The organism is Qipengyuania aurantiaca (genome assembly GCF_019711375.1).
GTDB lineage: Bacteria > Pseudomonadota > Alphaproteobacteria > Sphingomonadales > Sphingomonadaceae > Qipengyuania > Qipengyuania aurantiaca.
Map to the genome: position 1 here is coordinate 1,293,804 of NZ_CP081295.1, position 23,790 is coordinate 1,317,593.

Here is a 23,790-nt window from a genome sequence, read left to right on the forward strand (position 1 = left end):
GATAATCCCCTTTCGTCTCCAATACGCAGGAATGCGCGCATTTGTGCCGTTGCTGTCAAGGAAACCTGCTGCATCGCAGCATGAATAGGTTTGCGGGGGCGCGCGCCAAATCCAGGCTTTACATGCGCTTACGCTTTCTCCACCCCTTCAGGTTCGTTAACCTAAAGCGCCAACCGCGCGGTGACGCCCTTCTTGGCATGGGGCGCGGTACAACAGGGAACAAGAAATCATGAGCGAATGGACCATCGGTATCATCGGAGGCTCGGGCCTCTATGCGATGGAGGCGCTCGAGGATCGCCAGTGGATCGAGGTTACCTCGCCCTGGGGCAAGCCTTCGGACAAGATCCTGTGCGGGACGATCGGCCATGTTCGCGTGCGCTTCCTGCCGCGCCATGGCCGCGGCCACGCGCATATCCCGAGCGGGGTCGATGCGCGGGCCAATATCGATGCGCTGAAACGCGCCGGCTGCACCGACATCCTCGCCATCAGCGCGGTGGGATCATTGTCGGAAGAACTGCCGCCGGGCCGTTTCGTCGCGGTCGACCAGTTCATCGACAACACCAGGGGTCGACCCTCGACCTTCTTCGACAACGGCTTCGTCGCCCATGTCTCCATGGCCGATCCAGTATGCGAGCGGCTTTCCAAGCACGCGGCCAAGGCGGTCGAGAAGGCGGGCGGCGAAGTCACCATGGGCGCGACCTATCTCGCCATGGAAGGCCCGCAATTCTCCACCCGCGCCGAAAGCCGCCTCTATCGCCACTGGGGCGCCGAGGTGATCGGCATGACCGGCATGCCCGAGGCCAAGCTCGCCCGCGAAGCGGAGCTGCCCTACGCCATGCTCGCCATGGTGACCGACTGGGACAGCTGGCGCGAGGGCGAGGCTTCGGTCGACATCACAGAGATCATCGAACAGATGGGCAAGAACGCCGAGCTTGCGGTCGAGACGGTCGAGAAATTCTGCAAGGGCCTGCCCAAGAAGCGCACGCCTTCGCCGATCGACCGCGCGCTGGACGATTGCGTCATCACCGCGCCCGAAAAGCATGACCGCGAGTTGATGACCAAGCTCGACGCGGTGGCCGGACGCCTGTTCCGCGCAGGATGAGCGAAGAGGTCGATCTCCTCGTCATCGGCGGCGGCATCAACGGCGCCGGCATCGCACGCGATGCCGCGGGCCGGGGGCTGTCCGTGCTGCTGGTGGAGAAGGACGACCTTGCCTCGCACACCTCCTCGGCCAGCACCAAGCTGGTGCATGGAGGCCTGCGCTATCTCGAGCATTTCGAATTCCGCCTGGTGGCGGAGTCCTTGCGCGAGCGCGAAGTGCTGCTGGAGGCCGCGCCGCATATCATCTGGCCGCTGCGTTTCGTCCTGCCGCACGAACCGAAAATGCGCCCCAAGTGGATGCTGCGCGCAGGTCTCGCACTCTACGACCGGCTGGGCGGGCGCGGGCGTCTGCCGCGCTCGAAGAAGGTCAGCCTCAAGATCGCCCCGCACCGCGCCATCCTGCAAGACCGGCTGACGGCGGGTTTCGAATATTCCGATTGCTGGGTGGAGGATTCGCGCCTCGTCGTGCTCAGCGCCATGGATGCCGAGGCGCGCGGCGCGACCATCGCGACGCGCACCCGCTGCACGGGTCTTGCGCGGCACGAGGATCACTGGCTCGCCACGCTGCAAGACACCAACGGCGAGCGCGTGGTGCGGGCAAAGGCGGTGGTCAACGCCGCGGGGCCTTTCGTCGACCGCATCGCCAAGGCAGCCTTGGGGCAGGGCACGCCCGCCCATCTCAGGCTGGTAAAGGGCAGTCATATCGTCGTCCCGCGCGCCTATCCGGGCGACCATGCCTATATCTTCCAGCAGGCCGACAAGCGCATCGTTTTCGCCATCCCTTACGAGCGCGACTACACGCTGATCGGCACGACCGACATACTTTACGATGGCGATCTGGACCACGTCGAGATCAGCGCGGAGGAACGCCGCTATCTGCGCGAGGCGGTCACCCAGTATTTCCGGAGCGGAGTAAGCGAGGAGGACATCGTCCACACCTACGCCGGGGTGCGTCCGCTCTACGAGGACAAGGCGGCGAGCAACAGCACGGTCACCCGCGACTATGTTTTCGAGGTCGAGGCGGGCGGTCAAGGAGGGGGCGGCGCGCCGATCCTGTCGGTCTATGGCGGCAAGATCACCACCTATCGCAAGCTCGCCGAGCACGCGCTCGCAAAGCTCTCGCGCCACATGGAAATACCGGGCGAAGCCTGGACCCGCGGCGCCCCGCTTCCGGGCGGCGATATGCGGGATGCCGATTTTGCAGATTTCCTGTGGGAGGCAAGCGAGCGGCTGGACTGGATGCCGCCCGAAATGCTGCTGCGGCTCGCGCGCGCTTATGGCACGCGGATCGACACGCTGATCGGAGACGCCGCCTCGCTGGACGATCTGGGCACCCATTTCGGCGGCGATCTTTACGAAGCCGAACTCGATTACCTCGTCGCGCATGAGTTCGCCCGGACGGCGGAGGATGTATTGTGGCGGCGCAGCAAGCTTGCCCTGCACCTCTCGCAAGAGGCGCAGGATGCCGTGACGCGCTGGTTCGAAGAGCGCGGCTGACGCCCGGCCGACAGGCACACGCCGGTTCACAAAGCTTGAAAGCCGGTGGGGTCGGGTCCAAGTGGCCTTGATTGAACCCCAAGCCTTGGAGTCGCATGGCCCTGCACGATCCCGTCCGCCTTACCCCCATCTCCCGCCAGGATCTGCGCGAGGCCTACCGCGCGGAAGAGAACGCGTGCGTCGCCCAGCGCATGGCGCAGGCGGCAGGCGCCGAGGCGAAGCACGAGGAAGCCGCTTCTCTCGCTGCAAAACTGATCGAAGGCGCGCGCCGCCGCAAGGCTTCCGGCATCGACGCCTTCCTGCAGCAATACGGCCTTGCGACCGAAGAAGGCGTGGCGCTCATGTGCCTTGCCGAAGCGCTGCTGCGCGTGCCCGATGCGGCGAGCGCCGATGCGCTGATCCGCGACAAGATCGGCGATATCGACTGGTCCGAACACGTCGGCGAAAGCTCCTCCACCTTTGTCAACGCGGCGACCTTCTCGCTGATGCTGACCGGCGAGGTGCTGGAAAAGCCCGAAGAGGCGCAAAAGGGCATGGGCACGACGCTGAAGCGCGCCGTCAACCGGCTGGGCGAGCCGGTGATCCGCAAGGCCACGCTTACCGCCATGCGCATCCTCGGCGGCCAGTTCGTCTATGGCCGCACCATCAACGAAAGCCTCAAGCGCGCCGCGCCCGAACGCGCCAAGGGGCTGACGCACAGCTTCGACATGCTTGGCGAAGCGGCGATGACCTATGCCGACGCCGAACGCTACGCCACCGCCTACGAGCGCGCGATCGACCGCCTCGTGCGCGAAGCTTCGGGCAAGGTTTCGACCAGCCCGGGCATTTCGGTGAAGCTTTCCGCGCTCAGCCCGAAATACACCTTCCTCCACGCCGACAAGGCCGTGGGCGACCTCCTGCCCATCGTCCGCCACCTGATGACCAAGGCGCGCGATGCGAACATCCACTTCACCATCGACGCCGAGGAGGCCGACCGGCTGGAGCTGTCGATGGACATCATCGAGGCGCTGGCCCGCGACGACAGCCTCTTCATCCGCCCCGACGGCAGCCGGTGGGAGGGCTTCGGCCTCGCCATCCAGGCTTACCAGAAGCGCGGGTTGCCGATGTGCGACTGGATCGCGCGCCTCGCCCGCAAATACGACCGCAAGCTCTTCGTCCGGCTGGTCAAGGGCGCCTATTGGGACACCGAGATCAAGCTTAGCCAGGTCGGCGGCTTCACCGATTTTCCCGTCTTCACCCGCAAGCTGGGCACCGACGTCAGCTATTTGGCCTGCGCGGAAAAATTGCTCGCCTGTGACGACGTGATCTACGCCGCCTTCGCGACGCACAACGCCTATACGATCGGCGCGGTGAAGGCGCTGGCGAACGGCAAGGAGTTCGAATTCCAGCGCCTCCACGGCATGGGCGAGGACGTTTACGGCGCGCTTGCGCAGGCCGAGGGCAACCGCAAAACCAACGTGCGCATCTACGCACCGACGGGCACGCACAAGGACCTGCTCGCTTACCTCGTGCGCCGCCTGCTCGAGAACGGCGCCAACTCCAGCTTCGTCAACCGCATGGCCGATGCCGAAGTGCCGGTGGCGGACCTCGTCACCTGTCCGGTGGCCGACATGCGCGCGCTCGAACCCTATCGCAATCCGGCGATCCCGCTGCCGACCGACATCTTCCCGAACCGGCAGAACTCCGCCGGGATCGACCTGTCGGACCCGCTGGTGCGCGAACCGCTGATGGCGCGGCTCGAAAAGCTCGATGCGAAGCAGTGGGTGGCCGAACCCACCTTCATGTCGTCGGCGGAAGGCGAAATGGCGCCGATCAACAAGCCGCACGATCTCACCGCGCAGGTCGGCACGCGACGCGACGCGCTCGATTTCGAGGTCGAGGAGGCGATTGCCCGAGCCGAGGCCATCCAGCCCGGCTGGAACGCGCTAGGCGGGGAGAAACGCGCCCTGTTGCTGGAAGCGGCGGCGGATTTGTTCGAAGACCACACCGACGAGTTCCTTTCGCTGTGCCAGCGCGAGGCCGGCAAGACGCTTCAGGACGCGGTGCTCGAACTGCGCGAAGCGGTCGACTTCCTGCGCTATTACGCGACCGAGGCGCGGCGCCTGTTCGCCGAACCCATCCCGCTTCCCGGACCGACGGGCGAGGAAAACCGCCTGTCCATGGCGGGTCGCGGTGTCTTCGCCTGCATCTCGCCGTGGAACTTCCCGCTGGCCATCTTCATTGGCCCGCCCGCGGCTGCGCTCGCCTCGGGTAACACGGTCGTCGCCAAGCCGGCCGAGCAAACCCCGCTCATCGCCGCGCTCGCGGTCGAGCTGTGCCACGAGGCAGGCATCCCCGAAGAAGCCTTCCAGCTGCTTCCGGGCGCGGGCGACGTGGGCGAGATGATCACTTCGGACCCACGCATTGCGGGTGTGGCTTTCACTGGCTCGACCCAGACCGCGCAGGCGATCAACCGCAGCCTCGCCGGGCGCGACGGTCCGATCGCGACCTTCATCGCCGAAACCGGTGGCCAGAACGCGATGATCGTCGATTCCACCGCGCTGCCCGAACAGGTGACGCGCGATGTGGTCGCCTCGGCCTTCCAGAGCGCAGGCCAGCGCTGCTCGGCGCTGCGCGTCCTCCACATACAGGAGGATGTCTACGACGAGATGCTGGCGATGATCCGCGGCGCGTTCGATGCGCTGGTAATCGGCAATCCGGAAAACCTCGCAACCGATGTCGGCCCGGTGATCGACCCCGATGCGAAGACCTCGCTCGAACGCCATATCGCCCGCCGCAAGACGGGCGGATCGCAGGTCTGGCGCCGCAAGCTCCACCGCGGGTCGTCCAAGGGCTGCTATGTCGCGCCGACGATCATCGAGCTCGATTCCATCCTCGATTTGAAGCGCGAGAATTTCGGGCCGGTGCTCCACGTGGTGAAGTACAAGGCCGCCGATATCGAGCGCGTGATGGAGGAGATCAACGCGACCGGATACGGGCTCACGCTCGGCCTGCATTCGCGCAACGACGATATGCGCGCCTTCATCGAAGCGCGCGCCCGGGTCGGCAATTTCTACGTCAACCGCAACCAGATCGGGGCGGTGGTGGAAAGCCAGCCCTTCGGCGGCGAAGGCCTGTCGGGCACCGGCCCCAAGGCCGGCGGACCGCACTATGTCGCACGCTTTGCGACCGAACGCGTGGTATGCATCGATACGACGGCTGCGGGCGGCAACGCGACCTTGCTGGCGAGCTAAGCGCCTAAGTCATTGCGAATCCATGGGACGAGTGCTCTAAGTCCCTCCCATGGTTCGCATCCTCCGCAGTCTGGTTCTGCTCGTCTCGCTCGGCTGGTCCTCGCTCGCCGCTGCGACGGTCGACATCACCTTCCATTCCTTCGACGGTTCGGTTCTGGGCGGACGTTATCCTCACGCTTTCGTGTCGATGGAAGGCACGCTGGAAGACGGCACGGCGGTGAAGGAGAATTTCGGCTTCTCCGCCAAAAGGGCGACCATTGCGGTTCTGCGCGGCCCGGTCGAGCACATGATACTCGTCGAAGACGACAAGTGGCTCAACCGAACCAACCGTCATTTCAAACTCTCGATGACGGATGAACAGTATCGCGAGGTGCGCGATATGATCGAGGCGTGGCGCAATGCCCCGGGCAGGTATTACGACCTCAAGACACGCAACTGCATTCACTTTGTCGGCGAGATCGGCCGCATCATGGGGCTTAAGGTGAGCTATCCCAAGAAGCTGCTGCGCAAGCCCAAGAGTTGGCTCAACCACATCATGACGCTCAACCCCGCACTGGGGCCCTCGCCGATCGACTAGGCTGTGGCGGGGTCAGCGCGCTGCTCGCCGAGGATGCTCCAGCTGGCGAGGAAAAGCCCAGCGACCAGCGGGCCGATGACGATGCCCGACAGGCCGAACAGGGCGATGCCGCCCAGCGTCGTGACGAGGATCAGCCAGTCGGGAATACCGGTGTCGCGGCCCACCAGGATCGGCCGCAACACATTGTCGATCATCCCGATCACCGCCACACCCGAGACGATCACCACGACACCCTGCCAAAAGGCACCGGTCGCCAAGAGGTAGATCGCAGCGGGCACCCAGACGATGGCGGGTCCGACCGCGGGCAGCAGCGAGGCAATGGCCATGATGACGCCCAGCAGCAGGACCGAGGGAATGCCGACGATCCAGAAGGTGATCGCTCCCAGCGCGCCCTGCACGAGGCCGACCACGACCGAGCCCTTGATCGTCGCGCGCACGAGGACGAGGAAACGCTCCGCCAGCCGGTCGCCAATGCCGCGCTCGAAGGGCAGGGCGGAGAGCAGTTGCTCGCTGATCGCGCGGCCGTCGCGCAAGAGGAAGAAGCCGACATAAAGCGCGATGGCAAAGCCCAGCACGAAGCCGAAAACGCTCCCCCCGATGGCAAGCGCCTGCTGCGCGATGAGGCCAAGACTGGCCTGCACGAATTGGGTCGCCTGCGCCTGCACCTCGCCCAGATCGCCGAGGCCCGCGCCGTCGAGCGAGGCCTGGATATTGGCGGGCAGGGCGGAAAACACCTGCTCGAAATACATGGCGACATCGATCTGTCCGTCGCGGAAGGCGAGGAACAGCCGGGTTGCCTCGGCGATGACAGCCGAGCCGATCCACAGCGCGGGCAGGACAACCGCAAGCAGGATCACCAGCAGGGTGAGCAGCGCGGCCTGCGTCTCGCGCCCCTTCCGGCGGGTAAGGAACCAGCGATAAAGCGGCTGGAACAGGATCGCGGCCAGCACGGCCCAGAGCAGCGGCTGGAAAAAGGGCAGCACCACCGCGAGCAGCGCCAGCGAAATGGCGGCGAGGAACAGCAGGAAGCCGCCGCTCTCCAACCGTGTCGCTCTGGTGGTGTCGCTCATGATGTCCCCTTCCGCCGCTCGCATGACTATCCATCAGCTATTGCGCAGACGCGCGCCTATGCGAACTCTGGCGGTGCCGGTTTCTCTGGATAAACGCCTTCGCAGCTCCCGCTCACGCCTCGCCCATAATGCCGTGGCAGCGCAGGATCTCAGTGACACGCGCAAGTGCCTGTCCGGCCGGGTCCTCCTCGCGCATCAGGGCGTAGCTGCCGGTGAGCCACAGCGCGCAATGGCCGTGCACGGTGGCGATCAGCGACCGCACGAGGCGCCGCATCTCGTCGCCGTCATGGCCGCGCAAGGCTGCTGCCACTTCGCGGTCTACAATCCCCGTCAGTGCCTCGCGCGCGGCTTCGTCTTCGGCCGGGACTTCGATCGAACGGTCGATGCGGTGGTCGTAGATGGCCATCCACGCGTTGCGGTTGGCCTCGGCAAAGCCGAAATAGGCGCGCACCAGCGCTTCGATCCGGCTGTGGGCGTCATCCGGGGCCTCGGCCAGCGCGCGCTCCAGCCAGGCGCTCCATTCGCGAAAGGTGCGGCTGTTGACCGCGATGAGATAGCCGTCGAGACCGCCGAAGACGTTGTAGATCGTGCCGACCGAATAGCCCGCCCGGCGCGCTGCCTCGCGCGCGGAAAACTTGGCAAAGCCCCGCTCCGCCATCAGCGCATGGCCGCACGCCACCAGCAGCTCGCGCAATTCCTCCGCACTATGATCCGAACGCCTGCCCATGAGAGGGGGAATAGGCGAAAAATTGAACGCTGTCTATTTTTTAATTGAACGGTGTTAAATTATGTGAGAGAGTGCATGGCGAATCGAGAGGAGAACCCTTGTGCTCAGTGAGTTCACGATTTCCGGTTGGGGCAGCTATCGGCCGCACACCACACTGGAATCGCGCGACATGGACCGGCGCTTTGGCCATGAGGATGGCTGGACGGAGGGCCAGTTCGGGATTGCCTCCCGCGCGGTTGCCTCCCCGGAAGAAACGACCTCCGTCATGGCCGCCGCTGCGGCGCGTACGGCGCTGGACCGCGCGGGCTGGGGCGGTGCCTTGCCCGATGTCATCATCGGCGGCTGCGGGGTAATGGAACAGCCGATCCCCTCCACCGCGACGCTGGTGCAGGACAAGCTCGGCCTCGGGCGGTCGGGCATCCCCTGTTTCGACGTGAACCAGACCTGCCTCTCCTTCATGTCCGCGCTCGACGTCGCCGCGATGGGCATGGCAACCGGCCGTTGGAAGCGCGCGCTGGTTTTCGCGAGCGATATCGCCTCGGCCGGCCTCGATCCCGACAACCCCAAGACGCGCTCCATCTTCGGTGACGGCGCCGCGGCGGTGGCGATCGAAGCGGCACCCGGCACGGGCATGGGCCTCCTCTCCTGCGCCAGCGTTACGCACGGCGCGCACCACGACCTGGCGCAATTGCGCTCGGGCGGGACGCGGCTGCGCGTGACCGAGGGCTATGACGCGCTGCTCGCCGGCTCCTATTTCGAGATGGACGCCTTCGGTATCTTCAAGGCCGCCGCCAAGGCCCTGCCCGGTGTGATCGAGCGCGCGCTGGAGGATGCGGGCGTGACGCGCGACGAGCTTGCCTGCGTGGTATGCCATCAGGCCAGCGCGCCGGGGGTCGAGCATGTGAAGCGCCTGTTCGAGCCTGACAGCGAGCGCGTCGTCGACATTTTCCCGACCACCGGCAACCAGATTGCGGCCTCGATCCCGACCGTGCTCGCCCATGCGCTGGATACGGGACGCGCAAGGCCGGGTGACGCGATCCTCCTCCTCGGCACCGCCGCCGGCATCAGCGCCAGCGCCATGGTGCTCCGCCTGTGAGCCAGCGCCGGGTCCTCATCACCGGTGCGACCGGCGGCCTCGGGATTGCGCTCGTTGCCGAGGCGCTGGCGCGCGGGCACGATATCGTCGCCACCGGTCGCCGGGAAGAGGCTGGCGCGCGGATCAAGGCTCTGGGCGCGCGCTTTGTCGCGGCGGATCTTGTGAAGCCCGAGGCGGATCTGCCCGGCCTTCTTTCCGGCTGCGACAGCGTAATCCACGCCGCTGCGCTCTCGGCCAGCTGGGGGCCGGAGCAGGATTTCGTGGAAACGAATCTCGAGCTTACCCGCAGGCTTCTCGCCGCTGCTGGCAGCGTGGGGGTGAGCCGCTTCGTCTTCGTGTCCTCGCCCTCGATATTCGCAGGCTTCGAGGATTGGGTGGGTATCGGCGAGGATGATACTCCAGCAGCACGACCGCTCAACGCCTACGCCCGAACCAAGCTGGCCGCCGAACGCCTCGTCCTCGCCCCTCGCGACGACAACCTCGCCTGCTGCGCCATCCGACCGCGCGCTCTGGTAGGGCCGGGCGACCGCGTAATCCTGCCGCGACTGGCCGAACTGGCGCGGCGTCCCCGCATGCCACTCCCGCGTGGTGGGCAGGCGTTTATCGAACTCACCGACCTGCGCGATGCGGCTCGGGCGATTTGCGAAGCGGAAGAGCGCGCCCCCTCGCTGGCAGGCCGGGCGATAAACATCTCGGGCGGCCAGCCGCGCGCAGTGCGCGATATCGCGGTGGCGCTGGCAGGCGCGCTGGGTACGCACCCGCGCCTCGTTTCGCTGCCGCTGGGCCTTGCGCGTCCGCTGGCCTCTGTGCTGGAAGCGTTGGCGCATCTGGTCGCATCACGGGAGGAGCCGGTGCTCACGCGCTACACGCTGGCGACGCTCGCCTATTCGCAGAGCTTCGATCTCGAACCGGCGCGCCGCCTGCTGGGCTACGAGCCGCAGCATGACGCGCTGGGGACTCTGCTCAAAGAAGCCCGCAGCATGAGCGCCGCAGAGGTGGGCGCGTGACCCGCGTCGGTTTCCGCTGGCTTGAACGCGGCTCCTGCCGTCACCCCGAACGCATGACGCTTGCGGGTGGCAGCCTGTGCGCGGTGGATTTTCCCTCCATGGTCGGCGTGATCGAGCACCCCACCCGCGGCCTCTTCCTGTTCGACACGGGTTACGATCCGGCTTTCCTCGAAGCGACCCGCCCCTTTCCCGAACGTTTCTACCGCTGGACGACCCCGGTCGATATCGGCGCGGACGCGGCGTGGCGGGCATGGCTGGGCGCCAACGCTATCGATGAGGCCGCGATCGCCGGGACGATCGTGTCGCATTTCCACGGCGACCACGTGGCGGGGATGCGGCACCTAGCCGACATGCCCGTCTATTGCGCGCGCGCCGGGCTGGAGCAGCTGCGAGGCACGGGGCGGATTGGACGCGTGCGGCGCGGCTTGCTGGAGGCTCTCGTGCCGCAAGCGGTCGACGAGCAGGCGCGCTTTTTCGAAGACGCGCCAACCGCGCGCCTGCCGACGGCGTTTGCGCCCTTTGCCGAGGGGCGGGACATCCTCGGCGATGGCAGCCTGCTGGCGGTGGAATTGCCGGGCCATTGCGCCGGACACTGGGGCCTTGCCTTCACGACCGAGGAAGGCCGCCCCGTCCTCCTCGCGGCGGATGCCGTGTGGTCGAGCCGCTCGCTCACCGAGCACCGTCCCCCGCCGCGCCTCACCACGGCTCTCCTCGGCGATACCAAAAGGTACCGCGCGACGCTCGACCTTCTCAATCGAGCAGCGAGCGGCAACGCCGAGCTTGCGATATTGCCTTCGCATTGCCGCACCAGCGCCCGGGCCTTTCGCACGACCGATGCGGGCTGAGCGGATCCTCGTCTCTTGGCTGCGCACGCGGCGCGCCATGCGGTTCTCGCCAAAACAGCTCGCCCGGCGACGCGCGCGCCTGTGGCAGCGCCTACAGCCGCATCTCGCGCGGACCCCGGCGCTAGCCCCCTATGCTGGCCAGCCGCTCTCTGCCTTCCCGGCGACCGACCCTGCCACCCTGCGCGCGGATTACGGCGCATGGAACAGTCTCGGCCTGAGCGACGCGGAGTTGCGCCGCCTAGCCGACAAAGCCGAAGCCGGGAGCGAGACAGGCGATCTCTCCGCCGGGTGGTCGACCGGCAGCGGCGGCGGCGCGCGCGGCCTTTTCCTCGCCAATGGAGAGGAGCGCGCGGACTATATCGGCCAAAGCCTCGCGCGCCTGTTGCCGGCCCGCGCGCTGCTCTCGCGCCAGCGGTTCGCGCTCCATTTGCGGGCCTCCAACGCGCTCTACAGCGACGTGCAGCGCGGACGTTTCGCTTTCGCGCATTTTCCCCTCGAGGCCTCACTCGACGAGACGAGGGCGGCATTCGCGCGCTTCGATCCGACGATCCTAATTGCCCCGCCGCATCGCCTGCTGGCTTTCGCGAGGGCGGGTCTCGAACTCCCGTCTCTGCGCCACCTGTTCTGCGGCAGCGAGCCGGTGAGCGCGGCGGAAACCGATTACCTTGCAAAGGCCTTCGACATCCGGCCCCGCGCCATCTACCAGGCGACCGAAGGTTTCCTCGGCGCCGAATGCCCTGAGGGCAGCCTCCATTTGAACGAGCACGCCATCGAATTCGAGTTCGAACCCGTGCCAGGCACTACCGGCTTCCGCCCGATCATCACCGACCTGCGCCGCACCAGCCAGCCGATCGTGCGCCTGCGCGGGGACGACTACATCGAGCTGACTGGCGAGACCTGCCCCTGCAATTACGGCGGGCGGATCATCCACCCTCCGCAAGGCCGTGTGGGTGACATCTGGCGCTTTGCCGAGCGCACCTTGACCCCGCCGCAGGTCGTGGCTGCGGTCGAGGACCGACTGGGAGCGCAACACGCTTGGCAAGCGCAAGCCGACGCGCGGGGCGTAGTCCTCCGGGTTTCCGCCGAGTGCCCTCAAGCCTCCGCTCGCGAGGCCGCGAAAGCGCTCGAAACGCGTGCGGGCAAGCCGGTTACCCTTGAGGAGGACCTCGGCCCGTGGCGCGGCCCTAAGCGCCGAAAGGTCGTGTGGCGCGATGGGTAGGCGGGTGCTTGTCACCGGCGCGCGGGCGGCCGCGGCGCTCGATATCGCGCGCGATTTCGTCGCGGCAGGATGGGAGGTCTGTATGGCCGACAGTGTCATCGCGCGCATGGCCCGCTGGTCGTCCATACCTGCGACCCATGACCGCTTCCCGCCGCCGCGACAAGCGCAGGCCGGGTTTCGCAACGCCATCCGCGAACAGGTCGACCGGCACCGGATCGAACTTGTCGTCCCGGCGTGCGAGGAGGTGTTCCACCTTGCGGCTCTCAAGCAGGACCTTGGCGACCGCCTCTTCGCTCCCGACCTCGCGCGGCTGCGCCAACTCCACGACAAGCTCTCCTTCGCGCGCGCGGCTGGAGGTTGGGGCTTGCCAGTGCCCGAAGGCCATCCGGTCGAAACCGCGGAGGACCTCACACGCTTCATGCCGCGATCGCACCAATGGGTGTTCAAGCCGCGTTTCGGGCGCTTCGGTGACCAGACGCTGGTCGGCCCCGACGCGGCGCGGCTCGAGAAACTGGCTTTGCGGCTGGAAGGCGGGTGGATGGCGCAGAGGCGGATCATCGGTGAGGAAGTCTGCTTCCAAGGAGTGGCGCAACACGGGCGGCTGGTCGCTTTTGCCGCCTACCGTTCCGACTGGCGGCTCGGCGGCGGCGCGCGCTATGCCTTCGAACCGGTGGAGGAGGACAAGGCGACGCTCCTGCGCGACCTCGCTGGCACGCTGGCACGGAACGCCGCGATCCACGGCCTCTTCGCCTGTGATGTCCTGTTCGATGCGGAAGGCGCGCCCTATCTCATCGAGTGCAATCCGCGCGCGACCAGTGGTGTCCATCTGGTGGCGGGAGGCGGACATCTCGCCCGCGCCATCGCCGAAGGGACAGACGCGCCAACCACGGCCAATTCGACGCGCTACCTCGGCCCCGCGATGATCCTTTTCGGCCTGCCGCGCGCGATTGCGAAAGGCGAACTTGCCGCATGGCGCGCCTGCCTTGCCGAGGGTCGCGATGCCATTTCCCGCCCCGGCGACCGGGCCCCGCTCGCCGGCTCGCTCGTGGACGCCGCGCGCTTCTTCGCGAAGGGCCGTGCCCACGCAATTTCAACCAATGCCGCAACCACATACGACATCGAGTGGAACGGCGAGGAGCTGGACGTATGAGCTTTCCCAAAGTCGTTGCCGACGCCTGGCACATGGTGGCCCTGTCGCGCGACTTGAAGCGCGGCGGCGTGCGCAATGTCACGCTGTGCAACACGCCCATCGCGCTGTTCCGCAGCGAGGAGGGGCTCGGCGCGCTGGTCGACCGCTGCCCGCATCGCAATTATCCGCTTTCGCTCGGCCGCGTGCATGAGGGCGCGCTCGAATGCCCCTATCACGGCTGGCGTTTCGCCGCCGACGGGGCCTGCACCAAGGTGCCGGGATGCAGCGCCGAAACGCGCGGCGACCGGCGGCTGGAAGCGCAGAGCCTGCGGGTGCTGGAGCGCCACGGCGCGATTTTCGTCACACTTTCCCATGACGCTCCGCCCCAACTGCCCCTGCCGCCCGATTTCGGCAACGAGAAGCTCGACCATTTCTGGTGGCAGCAGGGTACGTGGAAGGGGCGCGCTTTCGATGCGATCGAGAACGTGATGGACCCGTTCCACACTAACCATCTGCACCACGGCTTCATCCGGCGGCGCGACCGGCGCCTGCCCGTCGACCTGCTCGTTACCAGCCATGGCGACGGGATCGACATGGCCATCGAGCAGCGCCAGCCCGATCTTGGCCTGATGTCGCGCATCCTAGAACGCGACCGCGAACGTAGCGTCTCGCGCTATTATCCGCCGACGACGGTACAAGCGCGTTGGGAGGGGAAGGAAAAGCTGACCCTGTGTGTCACCGCGATTTTTACGCCCGCGACCGACGGCAGCTTCACTCCGTTTGCGCGTTTCTCGACGCCCAAGGGGCTCGCGCCCTCATGGCTCAAGCAGGCGGCGATCCGGCTGTTCCTCGCCCCCGTGGTCGCGCAGGATCGCCGCGCGCTCGCACAGCAGCACGGCGTGATGGAGCACTTCGGCAATCCGCGCTTCACCACCGGCCCGGGCGATATCCTCGGCGATCGTCTGCATCGCCTGTGGAAGGGCGAGCGGTTGGAGGAAGGCAAGGACCCGGCGGTGCGCGCGGAGCTTTAACTCGCGATCAGACGTCCAGGTTGGCGACGTTGAGGGCGTTGGCCTGGATGAATTCGCGGCGCGGTTCGACGACATCGCCCATCAGGCGGGTGAAAATCTCGTCGGTCACGTCGGCGTCTTCGACCTTCACCTGCAGCAGGGCGCGGTTTTCGGGATCGAGCGTGGTCTCCCAGAGCTGCTCGGCGTCCATTTCGCCGAGGCCCTTGAAGCGGCTGACCTTGAGGCCCTTGCGGCCCGCGGCCATCACCGCGTCGACCAGCTGGCTCGGCAGGATCAGCGCATCGTCGCCGACCGCCGGCGCGGCGGTTTCCTCCACATCGTCGCTTTCGACCTCGGCTTCGGCCTCTTCCTCGCTGCCGCGAATGAGGCGGACGGGCGAGGCGTAGACTTCGGCGTTTTCCTGCGCGACGCGGTGGAGCTTGCGCGCCTCGGCGCTGTCGAGGAAGCGGCCTTCGATCTCGTGCACGTCGGTGACGCCGCGCCAGACGCGGTGGAAGCGGACGTGGCCGTCATCGGCCAGCTCGGCGGACCATTTTGCTTCCGCGTCGCCCATCTGCAGATGCGCGGCGGCCTTGGAAAGCGCGCCGGCGCGGTCCGTGCCATCGGGATCGAGCGCGCCGGCAAGCGCCATCGCCTCGACGATTTCGGCGTTATACTTGCGCGGCACGAAATTCATGTGATTGCGCACCCGCAGCGCGTGCTGGACCAGCGCTTCGAGCTCGCCCGAGGCGCGCGCGCCGCCGGCGGTTTCGAGGATGCGGCCCTGAAGCCCGGCGTCGATCAGATAGCGATCGAAGGCCGCCTGGTCCTTGAGATAGACCTCCGACTTGCCGCGCGTGACCTTATAGAGCGGCGGCTGCGCGATGTAGAGGTGCCCGGCCTTGACGATCTCGGGCATCTGGCGGTGGAAGAAGGTCAAGAGCAGCGTGCGGATATGCGCGCCGTCGACGTCGGCGTCGGTCATGATGACGATCTTGTGGTAGCGCAGCTTTTCGAGATTAAACTCGTCGCGCAGACCCGTGCCCATCGCCTGGATCAGCGTGCCGACTTCCTTGGACGAGATGATCCGGTCGAAGCGCGCGCGCTCGACGTTGAGGATCTTGCCCTTCAGCGGCAGGATCGCCTGGTACTGGCTGTCGCGCCCGTTCTTGGCCGATCCGCCTGCGGAATCACCCTCGACCAGGAACAGTTCGGCCTTGGAGGCATCGCGTTCGCGGCAGTCGGAGAGCTTGCCCGGAAGCGAGGCAATGCTCATCGCGCCCTTGCGGCTCATCTCGCGCGCGCGGCGTGCAGCTTCGCGGGCGGCGGCCGCGTCGATGATCTTCTGGATGATCGCCTTGGCTTCGTTGGGATTCTCTTCGAGCCATTCGCCCATCTTTTCGCCCATCAGGCTTTCCAAGGGCTGGCGGACTTCCGAGCTGACCAACTTGTCCTTGGTTTGGCTGGAGAACTTGGGATCGGGCAGCTTGACCGAGACGATGGCGGTTAGGCCCTCGCGCATGTCTTCGCCCGAAAGCGAAACCTTCTCCTTTTTCATCAGCCCCGAATTGGTCGCGTAATTGTTGAGCGTACGCGTCAGCGCGGCGCGGAAGGCCGCGAGATGCGTGCCGCCGTCACGCTGGGGGATGTTGTTGGTGAAGGTGAGGACGTTCTCGTAATAGCTGTCGTTCCATTCGAGAGCGACGTCGATGCCGATACCATCCTTTTCCGCCGACACGGCAATCGGGTCGGTGACCAGCGCCTGCTTGTTGCGGTCGAGATATTTCACGAAGGCCGCGATGCCGCCCTCGTAATAGAGATCGTGCTCGAGCGGTTCTTCGTGGCGATTGTCGCGCAGCAGGATGCGCACGCCCGAATTGAGGAAGGCAAGCTCGCGGTAGCGGTGCTCGAGCCGGTCGAAATCGAACTCGGTCACGTTCTTGAACGTCTCTTCCGAGGCCTTGAACGTGACGCGGGTGCCTTTCTTGAGGCCGTCCTCATCGCCATTGGAGGCAACAGGCGGGGCATCGCCCACAATGCGCAGGCTTTCGACCGCATCGCCATGCTCGAAGCGCATCCAGTGCTCCTTGCCGTCACGCCAGATGGTGAGTTCGAGCCATTCGGAAAGCGCGTTAACGACCGAAACGCCCACGCCATGGAGGCCGCCCGAGACCTTGTAGGCGTTGTCGTCAGACGTGTTTTCGAACTTACCGCCCGCGTGCAGCTGGGTCATGATGACCTCGGCCGCCGAAACGCCTTCTTCCTTGTGCATGTCGACCGGGATGCCGCGGCCGTTGTCTTCCACGCTCACCGAACCGTCGGCGTTGAGTTCGATCAGGACAAGGTCGCAGTGGCCGGCCAGCGCTTCGTCGATGGCGTTGTCCGATACCTCGAACACCATGTGGTGGAGGCCCGATCCGTCATCGGTATCGCCGATATACATGCCGGGGCGCTTGCGGACCGCGTCGAGGCCCTTGAGGACCTTGATCGAGTCTGCGCCGTAACCGTTTTTCTTGGGGGCGTTTTCGCCGCTTTCGGGAGTGTTCTCGTCCATGCCGAGTATATAGGCTCCGCAGGGGCAAAAACCAAAGGATTTGGCCGCATTTTACCCACAGGCAAAAGGCGGACAAGTTTCAACTGAAACCGGTTGATTTACGCAGCGTCAGGGCGCATCCATGGCGCATGCTTTCGGTGCTCGACATCTTCCGGATCGGGATTGGTCCTTCCTCCTCGCACACCGTGGGTCCGATGCGGATCGCGCGGACCTTCGTGAAGGCGCTGGCCAAGGCCGGAAAGCTGGAGCGGACGGCGCGGGTGCACACCCAGTTGCAGGGCTCGCTGGCGCTCACTGGCGTGGGCCACGGCACTCTCGATGCGACGATCCTCGGCCTGATGGGCTTCGCGCCCGATCGCACCTGTCCCGACGAGGCCGCCGCCGCGCTCGCCAAGATGCGTGAGGAGGGCCGCCTGTCGCTCGCCGGAAAGCGTGAGGTCGCGTTCGATCCCAAGGCCGATATCGAGCTGGCCGGCCACATCATCCCCGACCTCCATCCCAACGGCATGACGATCCGCGCGGAGGACGCATCGGGCGGAGTGCTGATGGAGCGGACCTATTATTCGACCGGCGGCGGCTTCGTGGCTTCCGAAGCCCAGCTGAAGCGCAAGGCCAAGGATGACCGGATCAACACCGGCACCTTTGCGCCTTTCGACTTCACCAGCGCCGCCGAACTGCTGGCGAGCTGCAAGGCGACCGGCATGACCATTGCGGAGCTCGTGCTGGCGAACGAGGACGCCTTCCGCCCGCGCGAGCAGACGCTGGAGGGGATCGACCGCGTGGCGCGGGCGATGGACCAGTGCATCGAGCGCGGGCTGACACAGCGCGGCATCCTGCCGGGCGGCTTGAAGGTCGAACGCCGCGCGCCGGACCTGTGGGACAAGCTCTCCGCCAACCCGCAATCGAACGAGCGCGAGCAATTGTTCGACTGGCTCAACTGCTACGCCATGGCGGTAAACGAGGAGAACGCCGCCGGTGGCCGCGTCGTGACCGCGCCGACCAATGGCGCGGCGGGCATCATTCCGGCCGTGATCCGCTTCTATTGCGTGACCGCCGGCGAGGACCCGTGCCGCGACAGCCGCCGGACCTTCCTGCTGACGGCAGGCGCGATCGGCCTGCTCTACAAGCAGCGCGCCAGCATCTCGGGCGCGGAAATGGGGTGCCAGGGCGAGGTGGGCGTTGCCTGCTCGATGGCAGCGGGCGGTCTTGCCGCGCTGTGGGGCGCTTCGCCCGTGCAGATAGCCAGCGCCGCCGAGATCGGCATGGAGCACAACCTCGGTCTCACCTGCGATCCGGTCGGCGGGCTGGTGCAGGTGCCCTGTATCGAGCGCAACGCCATCGGCGCGGTGAAGGCGGTCAACGCCGCGCGGCTCGCGCTGCACCGCACGGGCGCGGAAACGCTGGTCAGCCTAGACCAGGTGATTGAGACCATGCGCCAGACCGGGCTCGACATGAGCAACAAGTACAAGGAGACCAGCCAAGGCGGGCTGGCCGTCAACGTCATCGAGTGCTGAGCGCCTAGTCGATCTTGCAGGACAGCCGGATAAGCTGCGCCGGCCGGTCGAAGCTGAGGGTGGAGCAGGGCGCCAGGCTGGCGGTCCCGATCCACAGACGTGGCGCAATCTTCATCTTTCCGCCTGCGACCACGATCTCGTTGGGATCGCTGTCCTCGTCGGGGATGGCGGCGGTGGAGCCAGTGTCTTGCGTGCGCACGACCACGTCTTTCACTGACAGTTCGCCAAGCAATAGAGGCTCACCGAAGGCAAGGCTGCGGACCGGGCGATGAATGCCGAGCTCGATGTGCATGTCGCGCGCCTCGCCCTCCATACGCGCACCGAAAGCCTGCGCGAGAATGGCGCCAGCCGATGCGTTCGCCATGGTCTCGGCCCGCTCGAAGCTGATGAGGGTGGGGATGTAGTTGTCGCCAATCGGAAGCTTGGTGTGGAAGCCGCTGCGGTCGTGTTCGACCAGCGGCAGAGTGATCTCGCGCTCGCCCTCCTGCGGGGCGCGCAGGCGATAGGTGATGATATCCTCGGGCAGCGACACCGGGCCGAGCAGGCCTTCCCCTCGATGATGCCATTCCTCGGTTTCGAAGAAAAAGGCGCGGCGCTTCTTCGCCTTGCCGTCGCCCATGTCGATCCGCACGGTGTTGCTTTCCGCCCTGACCTTGGTCGATCCGACCATGTGGACGCCTTCGACCATGCTCCCGCCAAGCTCCAGCCGCCGCGCAAGAGCGGCGGAAAAGACCGGGCTGCCGGCTCCATCGGGCGTGACCTCCAATTCGGCAGGCTGCCCGTCGACGATGAAGGTAATCACAGGGTTGCTGGCGTCGATAACGCGCTCCTCGGCCTGAGCTGCTCCTGCCGAAACAAGCGCTGCGGCTGCGAGCAAACCGGTCGAAATACGCGTCATCATGATGCCTCCCTCACGCTGCGCTCGCTATGTCGGCCGCCCTGTCCGGTCGATGAACGGGATTGCCACGCGGCAAACGGGCCCTAGGCTGGCGGGCATGGAGAGAGATTCCCTTACGCAGCCCTTCGGCAGCCTGCCCGCCGAGCTATCCCGCCTTGCCGCGGCGCAGCTCGACAAGCCCGCGCTGCTCGACGAAAGCAACTCCATCAGCTGGGGCGAACTAGGGAACCGCGTAGAGCGGATCGCCGCGCGGCTTCTCGCAGACGGGCTGGAGCACGGCCAGTCGGTCGCCATCCTCGGCGCATCGAGCGCGGCCTATGCGCTCGTTTTCCTCGCCGCGGTGCGCGCGGGCGGCGTGGCGGCGCCGCTGACGACCAGCGCCAGCGCAGAGCAGCTGTCCGGCATGGCAAGGGATTCGGGCGCGCGGCACATCTTCATCGACCGCGCCAAGCTTACCGAACTGGGCGAGGATTGCTTCCCCGGCCTCGAGCGGATCGTCCTGGACGAAGAACTGGACGACTGGATGGCGCCCGCAGGAAGCCGCGCGCCTGCCGTGGATCACGCGTCGTCCGATCCCTTCAACATCATCTATTCCAGCGGCACAACGGGCACGCCCAAGGGCATCGTCCATTCGCACGCCATGCGCTGGCGGCAGTTCGCGGCGACCGCGGCAAGCTGGATCGAGAACGGGCTGGAGGTGCGCAGCCTCGCTTCCACGCCGCTCTATTCCAACACCACCATGGTCGCTTTCCTCCCTGGCTTGCTGGCGGGCGGAACGGTGCGTGTCATGGGCAAATTCGCGACCGAGCGGTGGCTTGCCCATGCGGAGGCTGATCGCACCACGATCACCATGCTGGTGCCGGTGCAATATCAGCGCCTGATGGACGAGCCGCGCTTCGGCGATTTCGACCTCTCGTCCCTCCAGCTCAAATACTGCACCTCGGCGCCCTTCTCGCCCGAACTCAAGCGCGAGGTGCTGGCGCGCATGCCGGGCGCGCTGATCGAGATCTACTCGATGACCGAGGGCGGGGTTGTCTGCCTGCTGGAGGCGCACAAGTTTCCCGACAAGCTCCACACCGTCGGCCGGCCTGCACCGGGCAGCGAGCTCAAAGTGCTCGACGACGAAGACCGCGCGGTCGCTCTCGGCACGCCGGGCAATCTCGTCGGCCGCAGCCAGACCATGATGAGCGGTTACAAGAACCGCCCCGAACAGACGCGCGAAGGCTATTGGACCGATCCCGACACCGGCGAGGTGTGGCAGCGTATGGGCGATATCGGCCGCGTCGATGCCGAGGGATTCGTCGAGCTGGTCGGCCGCGCCAAGGACATGATCATCTCGGGCGGGTTCAACATCTATCCCATCGACTTGGAGAACGCGCTGCTGGCGGAGGACGACGTGCTCGAAGCGGCGGTGATCGGCGTGCCGTCGCGCCAATGGGGCGAGACGCCGGTGGGTTTCGTCCGGCTGGCCGAAGACGCGCGCGAAGCGGAAGCGGTGCGCGAGGCGGTGAACGCCCGGCTCGGCAAGACCCAGCGGCTGTCCGCGCTCCACCCCATAAAGGAAATGCCGCGCAGCCATATCGGGAAGCTGCTCAAGAGCGAGCTTCGCGATGAGGCTGCGCGGCGTGTCCGTCCGGACTCCGGCTAGGCCGGATCCGGGCGCGAGGCCTGCCGTATCAGACGAATGCGGGCGAAAGGATCACGCCCGAGAGCCCGGTTGCGAAAATCAGTACGGCAAAGCGCGTGGTGAGGGAGGTCATTGCGTTTCTTCCTGTCGTTCTTGTGCAATGGAATTCGCGCGTAGCTTATCGGAAGTTACGCGCGGCTCGGACAGAGAGTTCGAGACGCGGCGCCGACACGGGGGGAGGGGGAGAGGAGTGTGTGGGCGGCCGCGTCTCTACTCGCTGCCATATCGCCTCTCGGACAAGCGGCGCTCGCGCTAGGAGTCGCGAGGGGTCGTAGGACCGGCTCGCTTGCCGAGAGGAAGGCGACGACAGCTTCTTGGGGAAGGGACTGCCGCCATCTGTGCGCCGGGGGGAGAACTGCTTGGGAGGGACGTCTCCGCGCCGGCTGTGAGGCTGTAATAATGTTGCTCGCTTGCGAACTAAAGTGAGAAAAGGTCAGGGTGTGTTGCGTTTTGCGCAAGGCTCTCGGCGACCTCTCCTAGGAGGGCCGCTTCGCGTCAGGTTGCATGCCATGCACTCTTGGGTCATGCTCCCGTAACAAAACAACGGGTTGCCGAGTCGTGTCCGGGGTCGCTTCCGGAGGGATAGCTTGGCAGATCGGCGTTACAGGGCTTTCATCAGCTATTCGCACCGCGACAAGCGGATTGCGAACTGGTTGCACCGCGCGCTCGAAACCTATCGCCTGCCGCCGCATCTGGTCGAAGGCGGCAAGCCAGCGCGCCTCCATCCCATCTTCAAGGACCGCGACGAACTGCCCGCCGCCGACAGTCTCGGCGCGGCAATCGAACAGGCGATCGCCTCCAGCGATGCGCTGATCGTCCTGTGCTCGCCCGATGCCGCCGCCTCGCCCTGGATCGCGCGCGAGGTCGATCTCTACAAGCGCCTCAACGGCGACCGGAACGTCTTCCCGGTGATCGTCGAAGGCGAGCCGCCGGACAATTTCCCGCCCCCGCTGTTGCAGCATTACGAGGAGGGTGCGCCTACCGGCGAAACCTCCGAGCCCATTGCCGCCGACTTGCGCGTCGAAGGCGACGGCAAGAAGCTCGGCAAGCTGAAACTCGTCGCGGGGCTTGCCGGGGTGGATCTCGACGGCCTCGTCCAGCGCGACGCCGCGCGCCGACAGCGCCGCCTCGCGGGTGTGGCGGCGCTATCGCTCCTCGGCATGGTGGGCACCTCCGCCCTTGCGCTCTACGCCATCGACCAGCGCGACGAAGCCCGCGACCAGCGCGCCGAGGCGGACGGACTGATCGAATACATGCTCACCGACCTGCGGGAGCAGCTCGAACCGGTCGGACGGCTCGAAGTGCTCGACGGGGTCGGCCAGCGCGCGATGGAATATTACACGCGCCAGAAGCTGGAGGATCTTTCCGATAGCGAGCTCGGCCGCCGGGCCCGCGCGACCCTGCTGGTGGCCGAAGTCGCCAATATGCGCGGCGATAACGAAAACGCCCTGCCCGCCTTTCGTCAGGCGGCGCGCTCCACGGCCGCGATCCTCGAGCGCAACCCTGAGGATTCCGAGGCGCTGTTCAACCACGGCCAGAGCGTGTTCTGGGTCGGCGCCGTCGCCTTCGATCGCGGCGAGATGCCCGCAGCGCGTGCCGCGATGGAGGAATATCACGAGATCTCGGCCCGCCTCGCGGCAAGGGACCGGACCAATCTCGATTGGCAGATGGAAGAGGCGTTTTCGCTCAACAATCTGGCAATGGTCCTCAGCAACGAAGGCAAATACACCGAAGCGGTCCCGCTCTTCCGCGAATACACCGACATCGTTCGCCGCGTGGCCGAGGCGAAAGGGAACACCGCCGCCGACCAGGCCGAAGTCGCGCTCGCCCTCGACTCGCTGGCGACGGCGCAGCGCCGTATCGGCGAGATCGACGAGGCTATCGCCACCTTCCGATCGGCCATCGGCCATTATGAAGAGATCCTGCGCAAGGACCCGCAGGACCAGGTTGCCCTGCGCGGGCTAGGCTATGCGAAAGGGAGGTTGGCCCAGGCCTATTCCTCGGTCGGCTCGCGGCGCGAAAGCCTCGCAACCTTCAAATCCGCGATCGAAGTCCTCGAACGCGCGCATGCTGTCGATCCCGAGGCCGCTACGCCGCTCAACATGCTCGCCAATACCGCGCGCTCGCAAGGAGCGGAACTGTGGCGACAGGGCCAGCCGCAAGCGGCGGCCGCGTCCTTCGACCGGGCCGATGCCCTGTCCCGCGAGCTGGCCGGACGCGACCCCGACAGCCGCGCATGGGCGGTGATCGAACCGTCCGAGCTCGAGCTGCTGCGCTATCTCACCGACCGGCAGGACGCGCCCGCCGACGAGCGACTGTCTGCAGCGCGGCGCGTGATCGCCCGGCTGAACCCCGAGGACGACATCGAGTTGACCGGCATCGTGCTCGCCTATTGGCTGGCGGCCAAGACCCATCGCGAGCGCGGCGAGACGCGCGCGGCCGAAAAGGCCCTGGCATCCATCGTCGCGCTGGCGCCGGACGATCCGACCCAGTTGCGCAGCGAGACCACGACCCGGCTCATCGCGCTCGCCGCGGCGCGCACCGGCGCGCGCGAAAAGCGCAAGGCCTTTGCCGATTATGTCCGGCGCGCCGGTCTCGACCCGCCGATCACCTAGAAGCGAGCGAC

17 protein-coding genes are annotated in these 23,790 nt (G+C 66.3%); 13 read left to right on the forward strand and 4 right to left on the reverse strand.

The features are described from left to right. Nucleotides 1-229: 229 nt before the first annotated feature. The 4 genes from mtnP (at nucleotide 230) to K3148_RS06335 (ending at nucleotide 6,408) form a co-directional block, all read left to right on the forward strand. Complete coding sequence (gene mtnP, locus K3148_RS06320; protein ID WP_221426453.1) at nucleotides 230-1,102, forward strand: S-methyl-5'-thioadenosine phosphorylase; 873 nt, start codon at nucleotides 230-232, stop codon at nucleotides 1,100-1,102. After that, nucleotides 1,099-2,598 carry a glycerol-3-phosphate dehydrogenase gene (gene glpD, locus K3148_RS06325; RefSeq protein ID WP_221426454.1) on the forward strand — a complete coding sequence of 500 codons (1,500 nt, stop codon included), beginning with the start codon at nucleotides 1,099-1,101 and terminating at the stop codon, nucleotides 2,596-2,598. Before mtnP ends, glpD begins: the two co-directional genes overlap by 4 nt. 95 nt (nucleotides 2,599-2,693) lie before the next feature. Continuing rightward, nucleotides 2,694-5,831: a bifunctional proline dehydrogenase/L-glutamate gamma-semialdehyde dehydrogenase PutA gene (gene putA, locus K3148_RS06330; protein WP_221426455.1), complete on the forward strand. Its 3,138-nt coding sequence runs from the start codon at nucleotides 2,694-2,696 to the stop codon at nucleotides 5,829-5,831. Nucleotides 5,832-5,880: 49 nt separating this feature from the next. Then, nucleotides 5,881-6,408, forward strand: coding sequence for a hypothetical protein (locus K3148_RS06335; RefSeq protein ID WP_221426456.1), 528 nt, complete (start codon nucleotides 5,881-5,883; stop codon nucleotides 6,406-6,408). Here the strand turns inward: K3148_RS06335 and K3148_RS06340 are convergent. Then, nucleotides 6,405-7,478 (reverse strand): AI-2E family transporter, encoded by a 1,074-nt coding sequence (locus tag K3148_RS06340; protein ID WP_221426457.1) that lies wholly within the window; start codon nucleotides 7,476-7,478, stop codon nucleotides 6,405-6,407. The two genes, K3148_RS06335 and K3148_RS06340, sit on opposite strands and share 4 nt — an antisense overlap. 112 nt (nucleotides 7,479-7,590) lie before the next feature. Next, nucleotides 7,591-8,205, reverse strand: coding sequence for a TetR/AcrR family transcriptional regulator (locus tag K3148_RS06345; protein WP_221426458.1), 615 nt, complete (start codon nucleotides 8,203-8,205; stop codon nucleotides 7,591-7,593). Between the two features lie 100 nt (nucleotides 8,206-8,305). Here K3148_RS06345 and K3148_RS06350 point away from each other — a divergent pair, with 100 nt between their 5' ends. From K3148_RS06350 to K3148_RS06375, 6 genes are read left to right on the forward strand one after another with little or no spacing between them, the layout of a single operon-like run. Continuing rightward, nucleotides 8,306-9,301: a 3-oxoacyl-[acyl-carrier-protein] synthase III C-terminal domain-containing protein gene (locus K3148_RS06350; protein ID WP_221426459.1), complete on the forward strand. Its 996-nt coding sequence runs from the start codon at nucleotides 8,306-8,308 to the stop codon at nucleotides 9,299-9,301. Continuing rightward, a complete protein-coding gene (locus K3148_RS06355) occupies nucleotides 9,298-10,308 on the forward strand; it encodes an NAD-dependent epimerase/dehydratase family protein (RefSeq protein ID WP_221426460.1) in 1,011 nt (336 codons plus the stop codon). The genes K3148_RS06350 and K3148_RS06355 overlap by 4 nt, the downstream gene beginning before the upstream one ends. Further along, the gene (locus K3148_RS06360) at nucleotides 10,305-11,153 is read left to right on the forward strand and encodes an MBL fold metallo-hydrolase (protein ID WP_221426461.1); all 849 of its coding nucleotides are present in this window, start codon (nucleotides 10,305-10,307) and stop codon (nucleotides 11,151-11,153) included. Before K3148_RS06355 ends, K3148_RS06360 begins: the two co-directional genes overlap by 4 nt. Then, entirely contained in the window at nucleotides 11,143-12,372 is a 1,230-nt protein-coding gene (locus tag K3148_RS06365) for a hypothetical protein (RefSeq protein ID WP_221426462.1), read from the forward strand. The genes K3148_RS06360 and K3148_RS06365 overlap by 11 nt, the downstream gene beginning before the upstream one ends. Continuing rightward, complete coding sequence (locus K3148_RS06370) at nucleotides 12,365-13,522, forward strand: ATP-grasp domain-containing protein (RefSeq protein ID WP_221426463.1); 1,158 nt, start codon at nucleotides 12,365-12,367, stop codon at nucleotides 13,520-13,522. Before K3148_RS06365 ends, K3148_RS06370 begins: the two co-directional genes overlap by 8 nt. Next, nucleotides 13,519-14,532: an aromatic ring-hydroxylating oxygenase subunit alpha gene (locus K3148_RS06375; protein ID WP_221426464.1), complete on the forward strand. Its 1,014-nt coding sequence runs from the start codon at nucleotides 13,519-13,521 to the stop codon at nucleotides 14,530-14,532. The genes K3148_RS06370 and K3148_RS06375 overlap by 4 nt, the downstream gene beginning before the upstream one ends. Before the next feature lie 7 nt (nucleotides 14,533-14,539). Here the strand turns inward: K3148_RS06375 and gyrB are convergent, their stop codons facing one another. Next, nucleotides 14,540-17,065, reverse strand: a complete 2,526-nt coding sequence (gene gyrB / locus K3148_RS06380) for a DNA topoisomerase (ATP-hydrolyzing) subunit B (protein WP_221426465.1) — start codon at nucleotides 17,063-17,065, stop codon at nucleotides 14,540-14,542. A 128-nt stretch (nucleotides 17,066-17,193) separates the two neighbouring features. Between gyrB and K3148_RS06385 the strand changes: the two genes are divergently transcribed. Beyond that, the gene (locus K3148_RS06385; protein WP_221426466.1) at nucleotides 17,194-18,579 is read left to right on the forward strand and encodes an L-serine ammonia-lyase; all 1,386 of its coding nucleotides are present in this window, start codon (nucleotides 17,194-17,196) and stop codon (nucleotides 18,577-18,579) included. 4 nt (nucleotides 18,580-18,583) lie between these two features. Here the strand turns inward: K3148_RS06385 and K3148_RS06390 are convergent, their stop codons facing one another. Further along, on the reverse strand, nucleotides 18,584-19,480 hold the full coding sequence (locus tag K3148_RS06390) for a hypothetical protein (RefSeq protein WP_221426467.1): 897 nt from the start codon (nucleotides 19,478-19,480) through the stop codon (nucleotides 18,584-18,586). 94 nt (nucleotides 19,481-19,574) lie between these two features. On the opposite strand from K3148_RS06390, the gene K3148_RS06395 reads away from it, so the two are divergent. Beyond that, complete coding sequence (locus K3148_RS06395) at nucleotides 19,575-21,125, forward strand: class I adenylate-forming enzyme family protein (protein WP_221426468.1); 1,551 nt, start codon at nucleotides 19,575-19,577, stop codon at nucleotides 21,123-21,125. A gap of 626 nt (nucleotides 21,126-21,751) precedes the next feature. Further along, nucleotides 21,752-23,779, forward strand: coding sequence for a TIR domain-containing protein (locus K3148_RS06400; protein WP_221426469.1), 2,028 nt, complete (start codon nucleotides 21,752-21,754; stop codon nucleotides 23,777-23,779). Nucleotides 23,780-23,790 lie beyond the last annotated feature (11 nt).